The 22,473-nt window shown below is 63.1% G+C and carries 30 protein-coding genes; 11 read left to right on the top strand and 19 right to left on the bottom strand.

Annotation, left to right across the window (positions count from 1 at the left end; all coding sequences use genetic code 11):
* Nucleotides 1–15 precede the first annotated feature (15 nt).
* The 3 genes from OPC11_RS11100 to pth2 all read right to left on the bottom strand — a co-directional run bounded on the left by OPC11_RS11100 (nucleotide 16) and on the right by pth2 (nucleotide 2,934).
* The gene (locus OPC11_RS11100) at nucleotides 16–375 is read right to left on the bottom strand and encodes a hypothetical protein (RefSeq protein WP_264781901.1); all 360 of its coding nucleotides are present in this window, start codon (nucleotides 373–375) and stop codon (nucleotides 16–18) included.
* A gap of 117 nt (nucleotides 376–492) precedes the next feature.
* On the bottom strand, nucleotides 493–2,484 hold the full coding sequence (locus tag OPC11_RS11095) for a PAS domain S-box protein (RefSeq protein WP_264781900.1): 1,992 nt from the start codon (nucleotides 2,482–2,484) through the stop codon (nucleotides 493–495).
* Nucleotides 2,485–2,595: 111 nt separating this feature from the next.
* Entirely contained in the window at nucleotides 2,596–2,934 is a 339-nt protein-coding gene (gene pth2, locus OPC11_RS11090; RefSeq protein WP_007979870.1) for a peptidyl-tRNA hydrolase Pth2, read from the bottom strand.
* A gap of 81 nt (nucleotides 2,935–3,015) precedes the next feature.
* Between pth2 and OPC11_RS11085 the strand changes: the two genes are divergently transcribed.
* The 3 genes from OPC11_RS11085 to OPC11_RS11075 are packed head-to-tail and all read left to right on the top strand — an operon-like array spanning nucleotide 3,016 to nucleotide 5,267.
* A complete protein-coding gene (locus tag OPC11_RS11085) occupies nucleotides 3,016–3,738 on the top strand; it encodes a Yip1 family protein (RefSeq protein ID WP_007979868.1) in 723 nt (240 codons plus the stop codon).
* A gap of 42 nt (nucleotides 3,739–3,780) precedes the next feature.
* Nucleotides 3,781–4,371: a dCTP deaminase gene (dcd, locus tag OPC11_RS11080; RefSeq protein WP_007979866.1), complete on the top strand. Its 591-nt coding sequence runs from the start codon at nucleotides 3,781–3,783 to the stop codon at nucleotides 4,369–4,371.
* Nucleotides 4,368–5,267 (top strand): thiamine-phosphate synthase family protein, encoded by a 900-nt coding sequence (locus OPC11_RS11075; protein WP_069450514.1) that lies wholly within the window; start codon nucleotides 4,368–4,370, stop codon nucleotides 5,265–5,267. The genes dcd and OPC11_RS11075 overlap by 4 nt, the downstream gene beginning before the upstream one ends.
* Here the strand turns inward: OPC11_RS11075 and OPC11_RS11070 are convergent.
* The 4 genes from OPC11_RS11070 to OPC11_RS11055 all read right to left on the bottom strand — a co-directional run bounded on the left by OPC11_RS11070 (nucleotide 5,264) and on the right by OPC11_RS11055 (nucleotide 8,122).
* Nucleotides 5,264–5,599 (bottom strand): hypothetical protein, encoded by a 336-nt coding sequence (locus tag OPC11_RS11070; RefSeq protein ID WP_007979862.1) that lies wholly within the window; start codon nucleotides 5,597–5,599, stop codon nucleotides 5,264–5,266. The genes OPC11_RS11075 and OPC11_RS11070 overlap by 4 nt on opposite strands.
* 172 nt (nucleotides 5,600–5,771) lie before the next feature.
* Nucleotides 5,772–6,014: a PRC-barrel domain containing protein gene (locus OPC11_RS11065; RefSeq protein WP_264781899.1), complete on the bottom strand. Its 243-nt coding sequence runs from the start codon at nucleotides 6,012–6,014 to the stop codon at nucleotides 5,772–5,774.
* Nucleotides 6,015–6,042: 28 nt separating this feature from the next.
* Entirely contained in the window at nucleotides 6,043–6,981 is a 939-nt protein-coding gene (locus tag OPC11_RS11060) for a halocyanin domain-containing protein (RefSeq protein ID WP_264781898.1), read from the bottom strand.
* A 4-nt stretch (nucleotides 6,982–6,985) separates the two neighbouring features.
* Nucleotides 6,986–8,122 carry a multicopper oxidase domain-containing protein gene (locus OPC11_RS11055; RefSeq protein ID WP_264781897.1) on the bottom strand — a complete coding sequence of 379 codons (1,137 nt, stop codon included), beginning with the start codon at nucleotides 8,120–8,122 and terminating at the stop codon, nucleotides 6,986–6,988.
* Nucleotides 8,123–8,261: 139 nt separating this feature from the next.
* On the opposite strand from OPC11_RS11055, the gene OPC11_RS11050 reads away from it, so the two are divergent.
* Nucleotides 8,262–8,948, top strand: a complete 687-nt coding sequence (locus OPC11_RS11050) for a class I SAM-dependent methyltransferase (RefSeq protein ID WP_264781896.1) — start codon at nucleotides 8,262–8,264, stop codon at nucleotides 8,946–8,948.
* On the opposite strand, the gene OPC11_RS11045 is transcribed toward OPC11_RS11050, so the two are convergent.
* The 5 genes from OPC11_RS11045 to OPC11_RS11025 form a co-directional block, all read right to left on the bottom strand.
* Nucleotides 8,942–9,346, bottom strand: coding sequence for a PIN domain-containing protein (locus OPC11_RS11045; RefSeq protein WP_264781895.1), 405 nt, complete (start codon nucleotides 9,344–9,346; stop codon nucleotides 8,942–8,944). The two genes, OPC11_RS11050 and OPC11_RS11045, sit on opposite strands and share 7 nt — an antisense overlap.
* Nucleotides 9,347–9,577: an antitoxin VapB family protein gene (locus OPC11_RS11040; RefSeq protein ID WP_264781894.1), complete on the bottom strand. Its 231-nt coding sequence runs from the start codon at nucleotides 9,575–9,577 to the stop codon at nucleotides 9,347–9,349.
* Nucleotides 9,578–9,628: 51 nt separating this feature from the next.
* Nucleotides 9,629–10,555, bottom strand: coding sequence for a sulfide-dependent adenosine diphosphate thiazole synthase (locus tag OPC11_RS11035; protein WP_264781893.1), 927 nt, complete (start codon nucleotides 10,553–10,555; stop codon nucleotides 9,629–9,631).
* A gap of 143 nt (nucleotides 10,556–10,698) precedes the next feature.
* The gene (locus tag OPC11_RS11030) at nucleotides 10,699–11,817 is read right to left on the bottom strand and encodes an aminomethyltransferase family protein (protein WP_264781892.1); all 1,119 of its coding nucleotides are present in this window, start codon (nucleotides 11,815–11,817) and stop codon (nucleotides 10,699–10,701) included.
* Between the two features lie 42 nt (nucleotides 11,818–11,859).
* Nucleotides 11,860–12,156 (bottom strand): DUF6432 family protein, encoded by a 297-nt coding sequence (locus OPC11_RS11025; protein ID WP_007979856.1) that lies wholly within the window; start codon nucleotides 12,154–12,156, stop codon nucleotides 11,860–11,862.
* Nucleotides 12,157–12,364: 208 nt separating this feature from the next.
* Here OPC11_RS11025 and OPC11_RS11020 point away from each other — a divergent pair, with 208 nt between their 5' ends.
* Together OPC11_RS11020 and OPC11_RS11015 are read left to right on the top strand one after the other, a co-directional pair.
* The gene (locus tag OPC11_RS11020; protein WP_007979855.1) at nucleotides 12,365–12,850 is read left to right on the top strand and encodes an Lrp/AsnC family transcriptional regulator; all 486 of its coding nucleotides are present in this window, start codon (nucleotides 12,365–12,367) and stop codon (nucleotides 12,848–12,850) included.
* A gap of 127 nt (nucleotides 12,851–12,977) precedes the next feature.
* Nucleotides 12,978–13,343: a hypothetical protein gene (locus OPC11_RS11015; protein ID WP_264781891.1), complete on the top strand. Its 366-nt coding sequence runs from the start codon at nucleotides 12,978–12,980 to the stop codon at nucleotides 13,341–13,343.
* A 46-nt stretch (nucleotides 13,344–13,389) separates the two neighbouring features.
* Here the strand turns inward: OPC11_RS11015 and OPC11_RS11010 are convergent, their stop codons facing one another.
* The 3 genes from OPC11_RS11010 to OPC11_RS11000 form a co-directional block, all read right to left on the bottom strand.
* Nucleotides 13,390–14,838: an NAD(P)/FAD-dependent oxidoreductase gene (locus tag OPC11_RS11010; RefSeq protein WP_264781890.1), complete on the bottom strand. Its 1,449-nt coding sequence runs from the start codon at nucleotides 14,836–14,838 to the stop codon at nucleotides 13,390–13,392.
* Nucleotides 14,839–15,383: 545 nt separating this feature from the next.
* Entirely contained in the window at nucleotides 15,384–16,337 is a 954-nt protein-coding gene (gene kdgK1 / locus OPC11_RS11005; protein WP_026177835.1) for a bifunctional 2-dehydro-3-deoxygluconokinase/2-dehydro-3-deoxygalactonokinase, read from the bottom strand.
* Between the two features lie 88 nt (nucleotides 16,338–16,425).
* Nucleotides 16,426–17,241 carry an aldo/keto reductase gene (locus OPC11_RS11000; protein ID WP_264781889.1) on the bottom strand — a complete coding sequence of 272 codons (816 nt, stop codon included), beginning with the start codon at nucleotides 17,239–17,241 and terminating at the stop codon, nucleotides 16,426–16,428.
* 123 nt (nucleotides 17,242–17,364) lie between these two features.
* Between OPC11_RS11000 and npdG the strand changes: the two genes are divergently transcribed.
* The gene (npdG, locus tag OPC11_RS10995; protein ID WP_007979847.1) at nucleotides 17,365–18,033 is read left to right on the top strand and encodes an NADPH-dependent F420 reductase; all 669 of its coding nucleotides are present in this window, start codon (nucleotides 17,365–17,367) and stop codon (nucleotides 18,031–18,033) included.
* Nucleotides 18,034–18,103: 70 nt separating this feature from the next.
* Here npdG and trxA read toward each other — a convergent pair whose 3' ends face one another.
* Nucleotides 18,104–18,373 carry a thioredoxin gene (gene trxA, locus OPC11_RS10990; protein ID WP_007979845.1) on the bottom strand — a complete coding sequence of 90 codons (270 nt, stop codon included), beginning with the start codon at nucleotides 18,371–18,373 and terminating at the stop codon, nucleotides 18,104–18,106.
* A 102-nt stretch (nucleotides 18,374–18,475) separates the two neighbouring features.
* Nucleotides 18,476–19,447, bottom strand: coding sequence for a phosphotransferase (locus OPC11_RS10985; RefSeq protein WP_264781888.1), 972 nt, complete (start codon nucleotides 19,445–19,447; stop codon nucleotides 18,476–18,478).
* A gap of 102 nt (nucleotides 19,448–19,549) precedes the next feature.
* Here OPC11_RS10985 and OPC11_RS10980 point away from each other — a divergent pair, with 102 nt between their 5' ends.
* The 4 genes from OPC11_RS10980 (at nucleotide 19,550) to hisE (ending at nucleotide 21,155) form a co-directional block, all read left to right on the top strand.
* Entirely contained in the window at nucleotides 19,550–19,714 is a 165-nt protein-coding gene (locus OPC11_RS10980) for a preprotein translocase subunit Sec61beta (protein WP_264781887.1), read from the top strand.
* A 36-nt stretch (nucleotides 19,715–19,750) separates the two neighbouring features.
* A complete protein-coding gene (gene pdxT / locus OPC11_RS10975) occupies nucleotides 19,751–20,335 on the top strand; it encodes a pyridoxal 5'-phosphate synthase glutaminase subunit PdxT (RefSeq protein ID WP_264781886.1) in 585 nt (194 codons plus the stop codon).
* Nucleotides 20,336–20,421: 86 nt separating this feature from the next.
* A complete protein-coding gene (locus OPC11_RS10970; RefSeq protein WP_264781885.1) occupies nucleotides 20,422–20,874 on the top strand; it encodes a bifunctional nuclease family protein in 453 nt (150 codons plus the stop codon).
* Nucleotides 20,871–21,155, top strand: coding sequence for a phosphoribosyl-ATP diphosphatase (gene hisE, locus OPC11_RS10965; protein ID WP_007979835.1), 285 nt, complete (start codon nucleotides 20,871–20,873; stop codon nucleotides 21,153–21,155). Before OPC11_RS10970 ends, hisE begins: the two co-directional genes overlap by 4 nt.
* Nucleotides 21,156–21,211: 56 nt before the next feature.
* On the opposite strand, the gene OPC11_RS10960 is transcribed toward hisE, so the two are convergent.
* Nucleotides 21,212–21,742 carry a 50S ribosomal protein L16 gene (locus OPC11_RS10960; protein ID WP_007979833.1) on the bottom strand — a complete coding sequence of 177 codons (531 nt, stop codon included), beginning with the start codon at nucleotides 21,740–21,742 and terminating at the stop codon, nucleotides 21,212–21,214.
* A gap of 59 nt (nucleotides 21,743–21,801) precedes the next feature.
* The gene (locus OPC11_RS10955) at nucleotides 21,802–22,416 is read right to left on the bottom strand and encodes a hypothetical protein (protein WP_007979831.1); all 615 of its coding nucleotides are present in this window, start codon (nucleotides 22,414–22,416) and stop codon (nucleotides 21,802–21,804) included.
* Nucleotides 22,417–22,473 lie beyond the last annotated feature (57 nt).

Below are 22,473 nucleotides of genomic sequence, written 5' to 3'. Positions count from 1 at the left end.
CCGAATTAAAAAACCCTACTCGCTCGCCGGGATGCAGTCCGTCGCCACTTCGATGCGCTCTCCGGGTTCGACGACCCCCGATTCGGCGTCGTAGTCGACGAGTCCGATGGTCTCCATCTTGGGAAGGTGGACGTGATACAGCAGTATCTCCGCCTCCGTCGCGTCCTCGTCGTCGATTTCGGTGATACTGGTGTCGGCCTCCCACGCCGCGACGTGGTAGGCGAGGTCTCCCATCGTGGTCGGCGTCGTCGCATCGGAGAGGAACGAAAGCACGTATCGTCGGTACGGGCTGCTAAGCACGTCGAACAACGTCTCGACCGATATCTCGGTTCGCGTGTTCGGCGGGGATGTTCGGGTCGTTGTTTGTCTCTCCATTACCCGTGTAGTGGTACGTCGTAGGTAAGTACGCAGTACCTACGTACGTTGGCTCGCCTCCCGCATCACGGGGAACATCGATACCGGGTCTCGATTCACCGTACTCGAAACCGCACCTCACTCCATCATGCTGTCAAAAAACGACGACGCGAGCTTCCCTTCCGCCTTTCGAAGGTGTTGATGAAGCGTCGCCGGTGCGATTCCCATCGACTCCGCGACCTGTTCGGCCGTGCTCTCGCGCGGCCAGTCGTAGTATCCGGCCAGATACGCGGCGTGGAACGCCGACCGCTGTCGGTCGGTGAGTTCCGTCGAAAGCACGTTTCGGGACCTCCGCTCCGACCGTTCGGTTCGCTCTACGTCACGCTTTGCGACGAGTTCGATATCGGGATAGGTGGACTGAATCGACGTTAATAGGGTTCGAATGTCGGTTTCCCGCGTCACCTCGACGACGACATCCTCCACGCCGTCGTGTGCCCGTGCCGTCAGCACCTTCGCGCTGGATTCGATGAAGTTCTCGACGAGCGACGACGAAACCGTCAACACGAGAAGCCCCTCGTCGTCGTGAATCCAGACGACGCGCGAATTGTTCACGGTCGAGAACGTTTCGGCGGTATCCGCCACCTGTTTCGGTTGCGCGTCCTCGACGCGGACGTAGTAGAGATATCGACCGCCGGACGTCGGGACGGTACCGTCGAGGACGAGCGTGCCGTCGATTTGGCGCGATAAGTCAACCAGCAGTGCTTCGTCCGTGACGCGGAACATCAGTTCGACGGCCGCTTGGTCCGTCGCCAGGAGTTTCTTGTTCTCGGTCGCGTTGATGGCGAACCCGACGAGTTCACCGAGCGTGTCGAACCCGGCGGCTTCCCGCTCGCTGAAGGCGTCGGTTCGTGTCGCATACACCACCAACACGCCGTACGTCGTCTGCCCGTACGAGAGCGGGACCGCGATTCCCGAATGGAGTCCACGCTCTAACGCCCCCTCACGGAGACGGTCGGTGAGGACGGTCGTTTTGGAGAAATCGCGGACGACGACGTGTCGTCCCGTCCGGAATGCCTTCGTCGCGGGGCGTTCCCACACCTCGTTCTCTCGCTCGACCTCTCCGACGAGTTCGTGGAACGCTTGGTCGTCCCCGGCGAGTGCTTGCGGGACGAGACTGCCCTCGACGAGGTCCTGATCGCCGACCCACGCGAACCGATAGAGGTCGGAGTCGGCGAGTCGAGTACACACCGTCTCTTCTATCTCCTCGCGCGTCGCCGCGCCGACGAGTTCGTGAATCACCTCCCGCACGAGTTCGTTGATACGGTTCAGCGTCTCCACTTCGTCGCGCTGCTGACGGAGCTCGCGTTCACGGTGGCGGCGGTCGGTGATGTTCGAAATCGACGCGACGACTTCCACGGGGGTTCCTTCGTCGTCGAATACCGGCGCGCTTTTGACCGATAGCCACACGCGCTCTCCGTCGGGCCGTTCGACACCCATCACCGTGTCGTACTCCGGTTCTTCGTTGCGGATGGTTTTGGCAAAGGGGCACTCGGCGGGTGGCATGGGTGCTCCCGTTTCGTCGGTGGCGTTCCAGCGGTCGTCGTCGTACGTTCGGTCGAGTATCTCTCTTTTCGAAAGGCCGAGAATGGTCGCGGCGCGCTCGTTCGCTTCGATGAACCGGCCGTCGCCGTCGAGGATGAGGATGCCGATAGGACTCGTTTCGAGCAGCTGTCTCGTTCGGTCGCGCTCCCTGCGAAGCGTGCGCTCGCGCTTTCGGCGTTTGGAGAGATTGCGTCCCGTTCCGGTGAACCCGGTGACGGTCCCGTCCTCGTCGGTGACCTGCGTCGCGTTGAACTCGTACGGAACGTGCTCGCCGTCCTTCGTTACGAGCGCCGACTGGCGCGTCTCGGTGCTCTCGCCCAGCAGTACCGCGTCGATGGCCGTCGCTATCTCCTGTTTGTCCTCCTTCGCGATAAAATCGAGCGGTGCCATTCCGTCGAGTTCGTCGTCATCGTAGCCTGTTACCTCCGTGAGCCGGTCGTTCCACTCGACGAGTGTCCCGTCCGCGTCGAAAACATAGAACACGTCCGGCAGCGTGTCGAGTACGGCGTTGACGGTCGATTCGTCCATCAGTGGTCGGGTGAGGTCTTTGGTAACACAGTTCGTAGCCTACCGGATGTGAGAAACTCGGTCAGCAAAAGGTTTGTGGCCTGATATATTTTGGTGAGGTTGCGCTCGATATCAATACAGCGACAGCGAGCCCGTCACTCGGTCCACGAGGTCGTCGTCGGCCGGGCCGACGGCGAGCGCCGTCACGGTTCCCGGGTCGAGTTGCGTGTGACCTGCGTCGCGGATGATGGCGTGCGGGAGTCCCTCCGCCCGCGCCTTCTCCGCGAGGCGGAACACTTCGTCCTCGCCTCCGGCCTTCAGGACGACCTTCTTCTGCCCTTCTCCCTTCCACTGCTTTCGCGCTCGCTCTCCGGTGTCCTCGTACGCCGAGAGGGACGCGTGTGCCACTTGCGCGGCCAGTTTTCCCTTGCCCATTCCGATGTCGGTTCGGGCGACGATTGCCTGCTTCATAGTCGAGCGTCGTAGTAGCGAACCAAAACGCTGGCTACTCGATTCGAGAAAGCTTATACCACATGACAAGCATCGAGAACTATGCTTTTAGATGCCCTCGTCCGTCCCGATCGGTTCTTCGAGAACCGTGCCCCCCGGCCGAGCCTCGCAAGCGCGTTCGGCGTCGTCCTCGTGGTCGCGCTCGTCACGACCGCCGTCTTCGGATTTGTCGGTTGGTCTATGAGCCAGCGGATGACCGGAACGACGAAGATAGACAATCCGAACCGCCCGGACGAAGTGTTCTGCGACGGGTTCGCGGCCGGTGGTGCGGCGAACTTCTCCACGGGGTGTGACAGACCCGAACAGAAGACCGTCGTCATCGGCGACCTCATCTGGGAAGGGTTCCAGAAGAAAATCCCGTTCGTCTTCATCACCGTCCTCCTGGCGTGGCCGCTGATTGCAGTCGGCCTTCACGTCGCGTCGGCGGTGGCGGGTGGTGAGGGGTCGTTCTCGAACACGCTCGCGGTCGCCGGATGGGGGATGCTCCCCTCCCTCGTCCAGATGCTCGTCGGTATCGGGTTGTTCTTCCTCGCGCTTCGGGGGGCGGACCTCTCGGGGAGCAACCCGCAGGTCGTCCTCGACCAACTGCAATCGCTCGTGGCGACGGCGCGCGGGGGAACGTTGTTCGTGTCCGCGCTCGGGACGGCGTGGCAGTGGGTCGTCTGGACGTTCGGATTGAAACACGCGCGACGGCTCTCGACGGCGGCGGCCGCGGCGGCCGCCGGAGCCATCGCCTTCCTCTCGTTCCTCCCCACGCTCGCCTGACGACCGGTGGGTCTTTACACACCCCCACCCCTGTTTCCGACAATGATACTCTCGGACGCGGACATCCGCCGCCGTCTCGATTCCGGCGACTTGGTGGTCGAACCGATTGACGAACCCGACCTGCAGATTCAACCGGCGAGTATCGACCTTCGACTCGGCGAGGAGTTCCTCGAATTCCAGCGCACCAACATCCCGTGCATCCACCCCGATAGCGAGGACGAGGTGGACAGCTACGTCACGGAAACCATCGTCCAGGAGGGCGACGAGTTCATCCTCCATCCGGGCGATTTCGTCCTCGGAACGACGAAGGAGCGCGTCGAAATCCCGTCGGACCTGCTGGCCCACGTCGAAGGGCGCTCGTCGCTCGGCCGACTCGCCGTCGTCGTCCACGCTACGGCGGGGGTCGTGGACCCCGGCTATCGCGGACAGATAACCCTCGAACTGTCGAACCTCGGGACCGCTCCCGTCGCGCTCAAACCCGGCACGCGCATCTCACAGCTCATCTTCACGGAACTCAAGAACCCGTCGGAGCGGCCGTACGGGTCCGAACGCGGGTCGAAATATCAGGACCAAGCCGGACCGCAGGCGTCCCGAATCGGGAGCGACCACGAGTTCGGTGGTGACCAACTGTGAAGTTCGCGGAGGAAGTCGTCGTCGAGGAGTTCCTCCCCACGTTTCGCTCGATGCTCGCGGAAGACCTGCGCGAGCGGGGCCTGACCCAGAGCGAGGTGGCCGACGCCCTCGGTATCAGCCAGAGCGCCGTCTCGAAGTACGCGCACGGCGACGTCGCGCAAAACGACCGTATTCGGGACGACGAGCGCGTCTCCCGCCTCGTAACCGAGGTCGGTGAGGGGCTGGCGACGGGAAGCATGAGTCAGGTGCAGGCGCTCGTGGAAGTGGAGGTACTCATCCGGCGGCTCGAAGACCACGACCTCATCGCGCAGCTGCACGAGGAGGCGATGCCCGAACTGGCGGGTCACGGCGGCGATTTCAACGTCCACGACCCGGACGACGAGCTCCGGGCGACCGAGCGCGTCCTCTCGTCCATGCGCCGCGGGATTCACATCGTGGAGGGAACGAGCGGTTTCACCTCGCTCATCCCCGCGGTTGGTTCGAACCTCTGTGAGAGTCTGCCCAACGCCGAGAGCATCGACGACGTGGCTGGTATCCCCGGCCGCATCTTCGACGTGAAGGGTCGGGCGACGATTCCGGCGGACCCCGAGTTCGGCGTCAGCGCACACGTCGCCTCCCTTCTGCTCGCGGCGCGGGACAACGGTGCCGACGTTCACGCCGCGCTCAACGTCCGCTACGACCCCGACATCGTGGCCCGCCTCGAATCGGCGGGCCACGCGACCGCCGAGTTCGACGCCGAGTACGACGACCTTGGCGAGGCGGTCGGCACCGCTCTCGACGAGTCGCCGGACGCGACGGTGCTCTATCACACCGGCGGCTACGGCATCGAACCCATCGTCTACATCCTCGGCGACTCCGCCGAGGCCGTGGCCGAAGTCGCGCGAAAAATCGTCTAAACGGGTACTCGCTCGCTGCGCTGTACTTCCCGAACGATGTCGTCCGGCAGCACCTCCCCGCGTTCGTGACGAAGGTCGTTGACCTCCCGTGCGAACGATACCAGCGCCGAAACAGCGCGGTCGCGCGTCGCCACGCGGCCGACCGGTCGAATCGTCGTGTATCTGTTGCCGATGCTGTCCTCCAGTTCGAGTTCCCACTCGTCCGAAATCGTCGCTTTGACCGCCTTCACCGCGATGCTCCCGTCCTCGTGCTGGAGTTGAATCTCGTCCCCCCTGATGGGTGCTCGTTCCCAGCCAGCGGGGATATCCCCGGAATCCGGCTGACCGTTCATGGTTCGTTTGTTTCTTCGTTGTCTCATTTATGTTTGCCTCGTGCTTGCCTGTGCGAGCTGTTTATCTCCAGCGATTGAATTGGCACACACAAAGTATATACCAATCCGGTCGCACTCTTTAGTTACCTCGGGTAGGGGTACACGAGGTAATTTTTTCTTCGAAACTATCCGCTCAGTCGCGAGTCCGGAGGACTATCGTGTCGTCCTCGATTCGTTCGATGTCCCCCTCCGAGAGGGCGTACGTGTTCTCGTTGTTTCCCCCCGTGTCGAGTTCGGTTTGTAACGTCTCGACGACGCTCGGATCGGCTTCGACGTGCGCCGTCCCGTGTCGTACCTCCGTGACCATTCCGACTGCCGTACCATCCGCCTCGATGACACGCTTTCCCTGGTCGTCTTCGGTCAGGGCAATTGTCATGTGATATAAATGGCGACCTGATCAATCTTTACTGCTGTGGCCGATTTCTTACCTGTGTAATATGTGATGTGTACCGATTCTTTCTAGACGAGAGAAAGAGTGCGAACGCGATGGGTGAGAGTAGTGCGGTCACGAAACCGCCACCGAGGGCGAGTTCTCCCGGGGAGATGCCCGCCGTCGCGTTCTTCGGTCCGTCCACGACGACCGCACCTTTCATTCCCATTCCGCGGTGCGGTTCACAGAAGTACTTCGTGATTCCACCGCTGTGGAAAGTGTGGGTGAACGTCGCGCTCGAATCGCCATACAGGTCGCTCTTGAACGACCCATCTTCCGCAACGACGTTGTGGATTCCGTCCCCCGACCACCGCCACGTCACTTTCGTCCCGGCGTCGACGCGAATCGCGGCCGGACCGAATCCGTACGGCCCTCCGTTCGCCCGTGCACCGACGTCGACCGTGACCGCATCTTTGCCGGTCATATCGACCGTTCCGTCGAAGTTATCGACGCCATCGAACCACCCGTCGTAGGTGGTTTTCGTCGTCCCGTTTTCGGCCGCCGCTCCGGGAAGCGCGGCGTCGCCGACGAGAACGACCCCCTCCATCCCCATCGCACGGTGCGGTTCGCAGTAGTAATCGATGGCACCGTCCGTCTCGAACGTGTGACTGAACGTCGCACCGGCCTTCTGCTGGAGGTCGCTCTTGAACGACCCATCCGCGGCCACGACGTTGTGCATTCCACCGTCTCCCGACCACTCCCAGACGACCCTCGTTCCGGGGTCGATTCTGACGGCGACAGGACCGAACGCATAGGTGCCGCCATTACCTTCGGCACCGACCACGACGGTGACTTCTTCCTTTCCGGTCTCGTCCACGACTGTCGGCGACTCTCCGGCGACCGGTGGCAGCAACGAGAGTGCCGCGATGCCCGCACCTCCGCGGAGAACGTCCCGACGTGCTACGTGCGTCATCGGTTCACCCCTCGTACCCCGCGTACTCCATCAGGTTGGCGAAGACGTCGGTGTTCATCGCTTCCTTGTAGACGACCGCCGAGAGCATCCCTCCGGGATAGGACGCGCCGTTTCGAACGTGATCCACCTTGTGACAGTGCATGAGGTAGATTCCCGGGTCCGCGTCCGCTTCGAACTCGATGGTGTAACGTTCTGCCGGTGAGACGTTCACCACGTCCTGCGGGAACTGCATCGCCTCGGGGTAGTTCGCGCCGTCCTTTTCGACGATGTGGAACCGGTGGTTGTGGATGTGAAGCGGATGCGACATGAACCCCGCATTGACGAAGTGAATCCGGACGGTATCGCCCGACTCAACGATAAACGGCGTCCCGTCTTCGGGGTGGAGTGTCCGCGGCGCGCTCTTTCCGTTGACCGTGAACACGTCGGGGCGACGGTTCGTGAGGTCGAAGGTCGCGTCCTCACCGGCGTACGCACGCGAGAGTCTCGAATCCCACTCTCGGACGGTTGCGAAATACTCCTTGTCGGCCTCCTCGTATCCTTCCGGGTCGACGCGGAGGATACCGAACATCCCCATCTCCATGTGCATCGGCGTTTGGAAGTGACAGTGATAGAGGTGGGTGCCGGGGACGTTCGCCGGGATGGTGTACGTGTGCTTCTTCCCCGGGGCGGCGGTGATACCCGTCGTCGTCGGCACGCCGTCGTTTTCCCATGTCTTTCGGACGCCGTGGAAGTGCAGCGTGTGGGGATTCTTCATGTTCGTGTTGTCGAGCGTTATCTCCAGGTCGTGTCCTTCGGTCGTCCGGAGAACTGGACCGGGAACGCTCGGCGGCAAGTCGTTCGCCTGAAACGCCCACACGTGCGGGAGCGTTACCGGTCCGCCCATGCTGTCGAGGGGATGAACTTCGTGTCGGGCGGAGACGGCCCGCATCGTTACCTCGTGACCGAGCTCGTCCAAATCGACGACTTGTGGCGCGCTCGTTTTCGGAAGGGCGGCGTTTCCGGTTGCCGCGGCGACGCCTTGCCGGTCCGGCTGTGACGGTGCCGTGCAACCGGCGGTGGCGACGACGCCAGCAGTGCCGGTCGCCTTTACGAAATCACGCCGCGAGATGCCCGTTCCGGGTGCGCCAATCTGTGGCCTCATAGTACATGTTTAGCTTCGGTGACGGGGGTGATATGACCGAAAGGTGCTTCTCACGGCTTGAGACTTCTTCTCAGAAGGTGAGAACGACGTGTATAAAATCACCCAGGCCCTTTTGCCCGCCTCCGTCGTACCGCAAACCATGTCACGGCGCGGACCGTCAACCGCCCAGCAGTTCTACGGCCGCTGGGCGCGACTCTACGACCTGCTCGCAGTAGCGACCCCCGGCCTCTCCCGACTCCGGAGTCGAGTCGTGGACGAACTCCGACTTTCGCCCGGCGATACCGTGGTCGAGATGGGATGTGGGACCGGAGCGAACTTCCCGCACCTCCGGCGGCGCGTCGGTCCCGAGGGCATGGTCATCGGCGTCGATTTCACCCGCGGAATGCTCGAACAGGCGCGGGACAGAATCGACCGCGAGGGGTGGGAGAACGTCCACATCGTGCAGGCCGACGCCGCCACGTTCTCGCTCCGCGAGGATGTGGACGCCGTGCTCGCCACGTTCGTCATCGGCATGCTGGACGACCCCTATAGCACCGTTTCCCGGTGGCTGGACGGCATCCGTCCGGGCGGGGGTCTCGCCCTGCTCGACGCCGGGCAGAGTTCGCGCGCCTACTCGTGGCCCGTGAATCAGGCTTTCCGCGGCCTCGTGCTCGCCTCGACGCCCGGCGGAACGAGCGGCTTCGAGAAACCGCCGTGGTACGTGCTGGACGAACGAATCGCGGAATCGCGGCGGGCGCTGTCGGACCGCACGGTGGCGGTGCGCGACAGCCAGCACGCGCTCGGGGTGGTGCGGATTACGGGTGGACGAGTGGCGGAGAATCAGTAGGGGTCGTACTCCGCCACGTCCAGCACTTCCTGTACCTCCTCGTTCCAGAAATGCTTCTCCGCCGTGGCGAACACCGCCCCGTGTACGCGTGCCGTCGCGGCGATGAGCGTGTCCGGGTGGTCGGCGGGGACGCCGCGCGCCATGAGGTCTTGCTGGAGTATCGCGGCTTCCGTCGCTGTTCTCTCGGTCACGTCCAGTACGTCCATCGACGTCGTAATCGCCTGTCGGACCTCTCGGGGAGTCCCGCCGATGTGCCCGTAGACGCTTCCCATCAACGCCTCGTAGAGGACGATACCGGAGACTCCCCACGGCTCCGATTCGTAGTCGGTAAGGAACTCTCGCGCTTCGTCTTTGCCATCGAGGTAGTCGCTGACGAGGTTGTTATCGAGGACGAGCATTCATCGACCCATATTCTCGATATCTTCGTCCATACCCTCACGCAGCTCGTTCCGCATTCTCGCTACCCCGGTGCGCGTATCGCGGTCATCATCGGACAGTGCGCCGAATCCGGCCCATTTGTCCCTCGCCGTGAGACGCATGATGACGTCCTCGTAGCTCTCCCCTTCTCGTTTCACGAGCCGTAACCGCTCTTTCGCGTCATCCGATAGCCGAATCGTCGTGTCTCCCATGTATACGAATACGTATTCGCATACAAAATATGTTTCCGTCGGTCGTACCGTTCAGTCGTCAGCGGGTGACGGACTACCCGTCATCTCCACCGTGCCGCCGACCTCTAACTCGTCAAGCGCGACCTGTGCGGCGCGCTTACCGGAGAGCAACATCGCGCCGAACGTCGGTCCCATCCGGGTGAGGCCGTACGTCGTCGCGGTGGCGAGGCCGGTCGAGACGAGGCCGTCGTGAACTTTGCCCGCGTGTTCGACCACCTCGTCTTCGCTCTTTGCGACCCACATGGAGTCGTGACCGGGCGAGTCGTGGCCGGGCGCGCCGTACTCCCCGTCTCCCGACTTGTCCATGCCCGTGTTGTGCTCGCGCGCGTGGCGAAGGCCGGGTGCGTCGAGCACGCCGCGCTCTTGGAGTTTCGAGACGACGACCGCTTCGTGGCCCGTGGCGTCGATAACGAGGTCGGACTCGACCGCGATGGGGTCCACGCAGGTGAGTTCCCGCGGCAGGGCGTGGACCGGTGTCCAGTTCATGACGATGCCGCCGACGCGGTGACCTTCGCGGACCACGACGTCGGTGAACTCGGTCATATTCTGCATCTTCGCGCCAGCGGCACAGGTCGACTCGATGAGCGCGGAACAGGCGTGCGGGCCGTTTGCGACGTACAGTCCGTCGGCCTCGTCCGATTCCTCGTAGGGGACGCCGAGGTCGTCGAGGACGGCCTGCGACGGGTCGCGGACCGTCACCTTGTTCATCAGGAATCCGCCGAGCCAGAACCCGCCGCCGAGGTAGTTGTTCTTCTCCACGACCATGGTCTCGACGCCGCGCTCGGCGAGTTCCTTCGCCGCGACCAACCCGGACGGGCCGCCGCCGACGATGATGACGTCCGTCTCCGAGAACTCGGTGAACTCGTCGCTCCACGCGGTGCCGATCGCTCGCGTCACTTCCGCCTCGCTCACGTCCGCAAAGCCATCGAATGCTTGCATACCACTCAGTAATATCACTAAGTTGTTGAAAAGGGTTTTCCTCCGTCGGTGACACGCGGCCGTCGCTATCGGTTCGAATCGATTTTCCCGAAAAACCTCGGTTTAGTGACGTCTCGCGTCGATTTCGGACACGGGGAGACCCGCTAGTCGTAGGTCGGTACGCGCCCGGACTCGTCGCTGCCGTCCACCAGCGGCAGGGACACCAATTCCGCGCCGACGTCCTCACCATCGACGCGGACGGTCAGTCCCGACCCGATTTCCACGTCGTAGTCCACCAGCGTCATCGCGGCCGGTTCCCCGCGCGACGGACTCTCGATTCCGCGGGTGACTTCGCCGACGACTTCATCGCCCGCGAAGACCGCCGCGCCCGCTTCCGGTACGGATTCGGGGAGCAGTCCCGCGAGTCGCCGACTCGGTTGCCCGCGGTTTTCGACGCGCGAGACGACTTCCTGGCCGACGTAACACCCCTTCTCGAAGTCGAGGGCGTTCCGGAGGCCGAGCACGTTCGGAATTTCACCCCGTAGTTCGTACTCGAACAGCGGCGTTCCGGCTTCGAGCGTCAGCGACTCCCACGTCACCCGGCCGAAGGGAGCGGCGTTCATCCCTCGCGTGACGAGGGCGTCGAAGACGAGTTCGACGTTCGGCCGCTCGCGTCCGATTTCGTCCGCCGTCTCGTCCGTCGTGCAGACCACTTCGTAACCCTCCTCGCCCGTCGGCGCGTCGGTTCGAATGACCGTGACGCCCACGTCGGCCATCTTCCCGCGGATGAACGAGAGCTGTTCGTCCGGGGTGCTCGCGCCGTTCAGCACGCTGGCGACCTTTTCGGTGGCGTACGGCCCGTGGACGCCGAAGACGGCGAAGCGCTCGGTCGCGACGGAAATTTCTACGTCCTGAATGAACACCTTCTCTCGCCACTCCTCGGCGAGCGGTGTCGCCTCCCCGGGCGGCACGAAGAGCAGTAGTTGCTCGCCCGCACAGTAGACGTACATGTCGAGTTCGACCTTTCCTTGCGGGTCGAGCAGAAGAGCGTAGGTTCCGCGTCCGTCCTCCCTCGGAACCGTGTTCGAGACGATGTTATCGACGTACTCGATTCTGTCGTCGCCCGAGACGACGAGGACGCCGTAGGGCATCTCCGTGAGTCCGACGCCGTTCCTGACCGCACTGTGTGCCCGTTCGGGTCGGCCGTAGTCGCGTGGCACCCGACGATTCCCGACCGAGCAAAACGTCGCTCCGTGGTCTTCGTGTAGCGCTTCGAGGCTCATACACGTAGTCGGGTGCGTAGGGGAGTAAAAACGTCGGATGCGCTACAGCGGCAGGCGCTCGATGAGCTTGTCCACGAACGACGGCTCCTCGTCTACCTCCTCGGGGTCGGGAACGACGCGCTCGTCCGGGCGGATGAGCGTTCGTCCCTCCTCCATTCCGGCTTCTATCAGCCCATCCTGTTTCAGGTTCGCGAGCGCGTCCTCCAACTCGTCGATGCCCGCCTCCACGTGAGAGCGCAGTTCGAAGACCGTCATGCCGTCTTCACTCCGGTCGACGAGGGCGTCGAGTACCCGGACCTCGATGTCCGGCCGACGTCGGTACTCCCGCTTGGCCTTCATGTTTGTCCCTATGTCACCCCGGTTTTTAGCCTTACCTCCCGTTCGACCTCGGCGACCGATGACCCCGAAAAAATCAGCACGCCGTCGGCCTCGACGGAGCGTCTCGCCGCACGGTTTCGACGTGCTCCGGAACGCGACTGTCGATAGCGGAACCGTATCAAATATTCTCCAGGAAACTATCATGGTGTATGATAACATTTGATAACTCATGACATCCAGCGCGCTCGACGAAATCGACGAAGGAATCCTGTACGCGCTCCAGCGCGATGCCCGCGGTTCGACCACGACCGACCTCGGAAACCGATTCGGCGTGTCGGCCAGCACGGTGAGTAACCGAATCGACCAACTCGAATCCGACGGCATCATCACGGGGTATCAAGCGACGGTCGATTACGAACGGGCCGGATTTCCGCTGAACGTGTTGATGGTCTGTTCCGCGCCCGTCGGCGAACGGAGCGAATTGGCTCAACGGGTGCTCGACATCCCCGGCGTCGTGAACGTGCGCGAACTGATGATCGGCGAGAACAACATACGGATAGAAACCGTCGGCACGTCGAACGACGATTTGACGAGAATCGCAACCGCGCTCCCCGAGTTGGGGCTGGTACTCAAAGACGAGATTCTGATTCGGGACCAGTACTTTCAGCCGTTGAAGCAGTTCAGAATCGACGAGGACCGAACCGGCGAGGAATGACCCGTCTTCCGCCGCGGTCGAAACAGTTTCGACTGGGTATAAGTCGAATTGAAACTTTCACAGCTTCTGTGCCCGAGCCGTCAAAATGAGTTATGCGATTGGCATATCGATACGTCATCGTCGAACGATGCCCAGCGCACCGAAGCGACTCACGAACCGAGAACTCGCGGAACGGTCTCACTCGACGTCCCGTTCCGACGTCCCATTGAACGTGCTCTTCCGGATACTGAGCGACCGGGTACGGCGGCGGCTACTCCTCCTGTTGTCCTCCGTCGACGGGTGGATTTCCATCGACGAACTGGCGGACGAACTGCTTGCCGAACGGGACGCGACGTCCCGAGAGTCGCTGCTGGTCGCGCTGCACCACACCCACCTCCCACAGATGGCCGATGCAGGGCTACTGGCATACGACTCCGAGACCGATGCCGTGCGATATCGGTCCGACGCTCGGCTCGAACGCCTGTTGGACGAGATTACGGCGTTCGACGGGTGACCGTCGCCCGCTAGAACACGGTTTTGACGGCCAGCGGTAGGGCTTCCTATTCTCCGACCCGCTCGCTCGCGTCCCGAAGCAAGCCGTCCAGAATCTCCGGCGTCGTCGGGTGATACGCCCTGTCCGGCACGTCGCGGACGTCCATACCACGCTCTATCACGACCTGCATCGTCTTCGCCATCACGTCGGCGTGGTAGTGCAACCCCTGATAGCCGAGAACGGTGCCGTCGTCCGCATCCACCACGAGTTTCGCCAGCCCTCTCGACGCCTGTTTCGTCTTGAACACGCCGTCGTCCGCCGTGCGTCGGCTAACGGCGACGTAGTTCCTCCCAGTCGCTTCCGCCGCCGTCTCCGACAGTCCCACTCTGGCGAAGGGATACACCCCGACCGCCGAGAAGATGACGTGGTGGCGGACGTTCTCGTACGGTTCGAGGTCGTCTCCGCGAGCGTGTGCGAGGATGTTCTCGGCGGCTTTGAAGCCCTGTTCTTTTGCCACGTGGAGAATCGGCTCCTTGCCGTTCACGTCCCCCACGACGAACGTTCGGGGGTCGTCGCGGGCCTGCATCGTGTCTTCGACCCACCCGCCACCGAATTCGAGCGCGGTGTTCTCCAGTCCGAGTCCGTCGAGGTTTGGCCGCCGTCCCGTAAAGAGGAACAACTCGTCCGCGTCGATGGTCCTCGATTCCCCGTCCCCGTCTCTGCCTCCGCCGCCGTTTCTACCTCCGTTCCCACTCCCTCTTTGTTCGACGTGGAGCCGAACCCCGTCCCCCGTCGATTCGACCCGCTTTTCGTACGTTCGGGTCAGTATCTCGATTCCGAACTCCTCGCGGTAGATGTCGAGCAGTTCGTCGCCGAACGGCGAATCGGCCTCGTCCAGCGGATGCTCGTCGTGTTCGATGACGGTGAGGTCCATCCCCGCCGCCTCGCTGAGGTACGGGACGAGTTCGAGGCCGGTGTATCCGAACCCCATCACGACGCCCGAGTCGGGGAACTCGGTCGCGTCCAGCACGTCCGCGCTGGTCATGTAGTCCACGTCGTCCATGCCGGGTAGGTCGGGCACGTTCACTTTCGACCCCGTGGCGATGACGACGTAATCGGCCTCGATTTCTCGCCCGTCGATTTCGACCGTGTGGTCGTCTACGAGCCGTGCGGTGTCGTGATAGAACGCCACGTTCTCCCGCTCGGCGAGGTCGTGTACCGCGGCGCGCCGGTGTTCCGCGAAGCCGAGCACGTGGTCGTTTTTCAGCTCCACCACCGACTCCAAATCAACCTCCGGCGTCCCGGACAGCCGCGGGTCGTGACGCGCTTGATACCGATGACTCGCCGCCGACAGCACCTCCTTCGACGGCATACAGCCGCGGAGGATGCACAACCCGCCGCCGGGGTCGCCGTCATCGACGAGGGTCAGTCGAACGGTCGGGTCCTCCGCGAGACTCTGTGCCACGGCGACCCCCGCGCTTCCATACGCGCCGATGATGACGACGTGCGTTGTCATGTGTATCCAGTCTCGGTCAGGGATGTTAGCGGTTTAGGCGGCGGCGAGGATGGTGGGTTTCTCGAACCGCCTCTGGCGGCTCGAAATCGGTTTTCCAGTACTATACAGGAGGTTTTAGTATCTTTTAGTATTATTCAGTGCACTTTGGGATTTTGAACTGGAGTTCAGTATTACGCGATGTGATTCAGTATCACCGCTCGCTCGGAAATGAGTTCGCTTACGGGAGTCTTCCGAACGGGACTGCCGTAACGAAGACGCCGAAAGCCACCGCCACGCTCGTTACGAGTTGGTATTGGTTTGTCCGGGACTGCAAATACAGACGTCACTGAAACCGCAACCGCAAACCGCATCAGCCACACCCTCCCCAACCGATTCGCTTCGCTCATCCCTCGCGCAACTTCACCGAGGCGACGCGGCCGACAGCTGGCCGCGTCGCCCCGCCAGCGCGCGCCACGATGAACGGACGAGATGCGGGGAACGAGTCAATCGCTACGGTGCGTGTACCGGCAGGTCGAAACGGCCGTGAACAGTGCGGTCGCGCGGTGCTATCTGGAAATCTCGCGCGCTTCCGTGTCCATCACGCCCTCGACTTCCGCCCGCGTGACGACGGCCACGTCGCCGGGAATCGTCCGTTTGAGGGCGGCGGTGGCGGCCCCGTATTCCAGCGCGGTCGGGACGGATTCGCCGTCGAGGCGGCGGGCGAGGAACGCGCCGACGAAGGCGTCGCCGGTGCCGATGGGGTCCACGGTGTCCGTGTCGAAGGCGGACTGCTCGTGAATCTCGCCGTCGTGGAGCGCCAGCGCGCCGTTCGACCCGCGGGTGACGACGACGGTTTCGAAGTCCCAGTCGTCAGCGAGGCCGCGGGCGATGTCGGCGGCGTCGCCGGAGCGGTCGAGGACGGTTCTGGCGTCGCGCTCGGCCGTGACGAGCACGTCGATGCGGGGGAACAGCGCGGTGAGCGACTCGCGCGCTTCGGCGGGCGACCAGAGTTTCGACCGGTAGTTCACGTCGAAGGCGGTGGTCGTCCCGGCGTCCTGTGCCGCCGCGAGCACCTCGTCCACGGTGGATTCGAGCGTCGCGGACAGCGCGGGCGTGATGCCGCTGGTGTAGAAGGTTCGGGCGTCTCGAATCCGGTCGAGCGCCACGTCGTCGGCGGTTGCCGTCGTGACCGCGGCGTCGGCGCGGTCGTAGATGACGTTCGTGCCGCGCGGGTCGGTGCCGTGTTCGAGGTAGTAGGTCCCCTGTCGTCCCTCGTCGCTCCACGCGATTTCGGTGTCGATGCCGTACCGTCGGAGTCCGGCGACGACGCGCCGTCCGAGCGGCGAGTCGGGGAGCTTCGAGGTCCACATCGCCTCGGCACCGAGTCGGTGGGCGGCGATAGCGACGTTGCTCTCCGCGCCGGCGGCACGGAGTTCGAGCGACGAGGTGCTCTCGATGCGTTCGCGGTCGGGCGGCGAGAGCCGCAACATGGTCTCGCCGAATGTCACGAGGTCGGTCATACCCGCGAGATGCACCCCGGTGCCCATAGTTTCCCCGGTGCGGGGTCGAAAAACGAGTTCGTTTCAGCTCCGTGCCGACTTCAGCGAGTCAGTTCCACGGTCCGAAGTCGGGGTCAACTTGGCGCTCTTCCCGCTCGATGTTGTCGATTTTCTCGATGTCCTCGTCGTCCAGTTCGAGGGTGAGCGCGTCGTAGTTGTCCTCGATGTGGTCCTCGCCCGTGGCCTTCGGGATGGCGACCACGTTGTCCTTCGACATGAGCCACGCGAGGCTGACCTGCGCTTCGCTGGTCTCGTGCTTCTCGGCGATGTCGGTCAGTTCGGGCACGTTAAACACGTTGCCGCGGGCGAGCGGCGAGTACGCGACGAGCGTGATGTCGTTTTCCTGCGCGTACTCGACCAGCTCGTCCTGCTGGAGGAGCGGGTGCATCTCGACCTGATTGGCGTAGATGGGTGCGTCGAGGATTTCCTTCGCCTCTTCCAGATGCTCGGGTTCGAAGTTGCTCAGGCCGACGTGCTTGATTTTGCCCTCGTCGTACAGTTCGTCGAACGCCGCGAGCGTCTCTTCGGGGTCGTACTCGCGGGCGGGCCAGTGGACGTAGAGCAGGTCAACGTAGTCCGTGCCGAGTTTGTCCAGACTCTTCTCGGTCGTTTCGAGCACGTCGTCGTGTGCGAGGTTGTCTATCCAGACCTTCGTGGCGAGGAAGAAGTCCTCGCGGTCCACCGACGAGTCGGCGATTCCCCTGCCGACGTCCTCCTCGTTGCCGTAGATTTGGGCGGTATCGACGTGTTCGTAGCCCAAATCGAGGGCGTAGGCGACGCTGTGTGCACACTCGTCGCTGTCCGTGTTCTCCCACGTTCCGAGTCCGAGTTTCGGAATTCCGTCGCTGTTGGCGTCGTATGTCATCGTATTTCCTGCAAGGGGAAGCAACGAAAAAGGGGTTGTGGCGGCGGAAATCCTGTGGGGGGAATCGTCCCTTAGATTCCCGCTTCCGGAGAACTTAACCGCGCTCCGACAGACTGGCCGTGTATGCGAATCGCACTCTTAGGGGGTACCGGCGACATCGGGCAGGGACTCGCGCTCCGTTGGGCGTACGACACGGACCACGAGGTCATCATCGGCTCGCGCGACCCCGAAAAAGCCCGCACGAAGGCGACAGAGTACGAAACCGAACTCGACAGTCTGGGCGTCTCCCGCTCCATCAACGGCTTCGCCAACGGCATGGCCGCCGAACGCGGAGATATGGTCGTGCTCGCCGTTCCGCCGTTCCACATCCGCGACACTATCGAGGCGGTCGCGGACCGCCTCGACGACGTGGACGTCCTCGTCACCCCCGCCGTGGGGATGGACCGCGACGAAACCGGGTTCCACTACAAGCCGCCGAACGTCGGAAGCGTCAGCGAACTCGTCGCGGACACCGCACCGGACGGCGTTCCCGTGGTCGGCGCGTTCCACAACCTCTCGGCCGACCGTCTCGCCGACCTCAGCCTCGACCTCGACCAGGACACGCTCCTCGTCGGTGACGACGACGATGCCAAGGAACTCGTCGGACGACTCGCCGAAGAGATAGACGGACTGCGGGCGCTCGACGCCGGTGGCATCGGAAACAGCGCGGAAGTCGAGAGCATGACGCCGCTCCTCATCAATCTCGCGCTCGAAAACGAGGGGATGCACGACGTCGGCGTGCGGTTCGAATAGCGTCCGCTGGTCGTGAATCCCGGACGGTTCGTAGCTGTTCGAAAAAGACTGCGTTGTGGCGGGACCGGAATTATGCGCCGGCTTTCTCCAAGACGCGTTCCAAGTCGTCGCGCTGGGTCACGCCGACGAAGCGCTCGACGACGCCCTCGTCGTCCTCGATGACGATGGTCGGAATCGAGCGAACCTGGTACTCGTTGGCGATGTCTTGGTGCTCGTCCACGTCTACTTTCTCGAATTCGACGCTCTCGTCCCAGTCCTCTTCGAGTTCGTCGAGGATCGGGTCTTGTGTCTTGCACGGCCCACACCAATCTGCGTAGAAGTCGAGTAACTTGACGGTCATGCGTTGCTCTTGGAAGGTTCCGTCGCCGCGTGCATAAGGGTTTCTTCCTCCTCGTCCTCTGCTGCCTGTTCGTCACTCTCAGTCGCATCGGCCGCCCTCCAGTCAGGTGATTTTCTCTATTCGTCGCTCCATCTCTCCGTCCATCCACGCGGCGAGTTCCTCGGGGTCCTCGTCGCGGAACGAGGCGTACTTGTCATAGAATCCCGTGTGTCCCAGAAACCGAACCGCGTCGTAGATGGGGCGGCGCTCCTCGAACCCGTCCGGGAGGCCGCCCGCCCGGTCCCGATAGCCGTCGTAGAACGCGCGGACTATCTCCTCGGGACCGTCGGCACGGAGCGAGTCGAACTGGAGGCCCCGCGTGCGCTCTACGTCCCGCACCGGGTCGCCGACGTGCGCGATTTCCCAGTCGAGAAATCCGATTTCCCCCTCGTTTCGCCCCTCGGCGTGGAAGCAGTTCGGACGCGCCGGGTCGCCGTGGAGGAGCGTCGCTGGTGTGTCGTCCAGCAGTTCTCGGTTGTCCTCCACGGCCTCGATAACGGCGTCGAAGTGGTGTGAAAAGCGGTCTTGCGACCCGATGTCGCTCATCTCGGTCATCGTCTCGACGAGCACGTCCGTCCACGGTTTCGCCTCCAGTTCCAGACCGTCCGCGCTCCCGCCGACGATGCGGCCGTGTTCCTCGAAACGAAGCGCGTGGACGTTCGCCAGCGAGAGTCCGACCTGTCGGGCCAGTTCCGCGCGCTCCGTCGCGTTCGCGTCGGACCACGAAGACAGCAGGTTCTCTCCGACAACCGGTGCCGTCACGAGATACGGAACCGCTCCGGCACTGTCGCTCGCCAGCACCGTCGGGACTGGTACGTCGCCGTGTTCGTCCACGTAATCGATTACGGCCCGTTCGCGGGCGATACGCGACCCGTCGCCGACGTTCGACATCTTCAGATACACCGACTCGCCGTCGCGGAAGTCGATGCCGACGGTTCGATTCTCGTCGTTCCATGAGGGGCCGGAGGGATGTACCGCGTCCACGTCGCGGTCGGGGAACGCGTCGTCGAGCGCCGCCGCGATCTGTTCGTCCATAGACATCACTTCTCCTGCCTCGATAAATGGGTTGGGTGTCTGGAGAACCGGATTCGATAGCATTGCGAAAGGTTTACCCCGACCGCTCTCGGACCCGAAACCATGAGCAGTGGTCAAAACTCCGGTGGGCTGATGTCCAGCGCCGGACTCGTGCGATACTTCGATGCCGAAGACCGGAACGCGATTCGAATCAACCCCAAGACGGTCTTCGCGTTCGGTGTCTTCTTCGGCGTCTTCATCATGGTGCTGAACTTCCTCGCGCTGTAACGAGGCCCTTTTCCCGACCTGTTCCGAAATGCCGGTATGAGTCTCAACGCTGGCGTCATCGCCGTCCAAGGCGACGTGAGCGAACACGCCGACGCGATTCGACGGGCCGGAACCGCCCACGGCGAATCCGTCGCAGTCACCGAAATCCGCCAGTCCGGTATCGTCCCGGACTGTGACCTCCTCTGTATGCCGGGCGGCGAATCGACCGCCATCTCTCGACTCCTGCAGTCGGAGGGTATCGCCCCCGAGATACAGGCTCACGTGGAGGCCGGAAAGCCGGTTCTCGCCACCTGTGCCGGTCTCATCGTCGCCGCGACCGACGCCGATGACGAGCGAGTCGATAACCTCGGCCTGCTGGACGTAACCGTCGAGCGCAACGCCTTCGGCCGCCAGAAGGACAGTTTCGAAGCTCCCCTCGACGTGACCGGATTAGACGACCCGTACCCGGCCGTCTTCATCCGTGCGCCGCTCATCAGCGACGTCGGGTCGGCGACCGTCCTCGCCGAGTGGGACGGCCGACCCGTCGCCGTCCAGGACGGACCGGTGGTCGGGACGTCGTTCCACCCTGAACTCACCCCCGACAGTCGGATTCACGGCCTCGCGTTTTTCGCCGACGAGTAGGGCGTTCGGCGGTCGGCGCGGGTTTTGTGGCGCTTCCATTCGCCCGCGGTAAGCAGGTTTTTGCCGCTGGGCCGCCACGGTTCGCTATGGACGTTACAATCGACGCGGTACGTGTCGCCGCCACGGGGGAGGGTCCGCTCCCCGTGGTCGTCCTCGCACCGGACGACGGCGACGACGTGCTTCCGATTTTTATTCGATTCGAGGAGGGTATCAGCATCGCCCGTGGCATGGAAGCCGAGGATATCGGGCGACCGCTGACCCACGACCTCCTGCTCGACGTGATGGAGGAACTCGGTGGCCGCATCGAGCGCGTCGTCGTCACCGAGTTGGACGACAACACGTACATCGCCGACCTTCACATCCAGACGCCACGCGGTCACGAAGTCGTGGACGCCCGCCCCAGCGACTCGCTCGCGCTCGCCGCCCGTACCGGCACGCCCATCGAAGTCGCTGACGAGGTGTTCGACCACGGCCACCAGGAACGCGCACAGTTCGACGAACTGCAGGACATCCGAGAAGTCGCCCAAATAGGCCAATGAACGACGTACTTGACGACCTGTTCGAGGTCATCGAAGACCGGAAGGAAACGCTCCCCGAGGACTCCTACACCGCCTCGCTGTTCACCCACGAGAAGGGCGAGAACGCCGTCCTCGAAAAGTTGGGCGAGGAGATGACGGAACTCATCCTCGCCGCGAAGGACGACGACCGGGAGGAGATGGCCTACGAGGGTGCGGACGTCATCTACCACCTGCTCGTTCTGCTCTCGATGAAGGACATGGAACCCGCGGACTTGCGCGCGGAACTGGAATCGCGGCGCTGAATCGCGGCGCTATCGCTCACCTGAAAGCACGTCGCAGCAAAAAGAACGAATCGGATTTAGCTGACGAGTTTCTCTTCACCGCGCTCGACGATGATGCGGCACGGCGGGGAGATCTTGTTGTAGGCACGGCGGAGCGCGTCCTTCACGAGGGGCGCGTCGTCCACGGTACACCACGCGGTGAACACTCGATCACCGTTGGCGATTCGTGCTGCCGTTCCGACCGGCTTACCGAACGCCTGTCGCATTCCGTCGGAAACACGGTCCGCACCCGCACCGGTCGCCTGCTTGTTCTCGCGCAGGACCTGGTGGGGGAACTTGCGGAGAATCATCTTGTAGCCGGTTTCGCCGATGTTCTTGAGCAGGAAGCGGTTCGCGGACAGGCGGGAGGCCTCCAGCGCACCGTGGCGAATCTGGCATTCTTCTTCGACGATGAGGGAAATCTGAACGGGGTAGTCGTCCTCGTTGCTGTCCACTTCGCCCATCTTGTGCTGTGCGATCTTCGAACCCGGAATTCCGGTGATGTATTCGCGTCGCGTGTACGAGGGCTTGTCGATGGCCCGGTACATCGAGGCAGGTTTGTCGGACATAGTTACTACTGAATCTGTTGGTCAGGGCGTGAATAAACCCTTCGAAGCGCGTTCGACCCTTACTGGACGAAATCGCCGACGAAGCGGTCAGGGACGTACGCCAGCATGTGCGACGGAATCCGCCCGACCAGCCATTCCGCGATGTTCACGAGGGGCTTCCGAAGGAGCGCGTAAACCCCCGAAATCATGACCGCGAGGACGACGAGCGTCTGAATCGTCCCGTCGTAGAGCACGAGGCTCGGCACCGCGAGTGTGACTCCCAGCGCGAAGTCCTCCGGCGCGCCGTCGTACCGAATCCAGCGACGCGGCGGAATCCACTGCCCGTGGAAGTGGCTGTACACCGCACGTTCGGACTGGCCGAGCCACGGTTTCAGTTCCAATCCGCCTCCGAAGGCGTCCGAAACGGAGTGTGCGGCCGCCGCGAGGAGGAAGAACCCGAGCGCGAAGGTCCACGGGTTCGGTACCAACATCGCCCCGGCGAGCGCCGCTGTCGCCGCAATCGAGTAGTACACCGGGAAGTGCAGCGTCTTCCTGTGTCCCGAATACAGGTCGAAATCGGGAAACACCCCGCCGGCGAGCCCGGCGAAAACGGCGACGGGAGCCAACTCCGGTGCGACGAAGAGCGAGGCACTCCCGAGCAGCACGCCGATAAGGGCGTGCGTCGTTGCCATCATAGTACCATCGATACGCAAGGTTCGCATAAACACCTGTCGGAAATTCGTGGTACTACA

It is taken from the genome of Haladaptatus sp. T7, from assembly GCF_026008575.1.
Classification (GTDB): domain Archaea; phylum Halobacteriota; class Halobacteria; order Halobacteriales; family Haladaptataceae; genus Haladaptatus; species Haladaptatus paucihalophilus.
The sequence above is the reverse complement of the archived record's forward strand: the minus strand, read 5'-3'. Positions and strand labels throughout refer to the sequence as shown.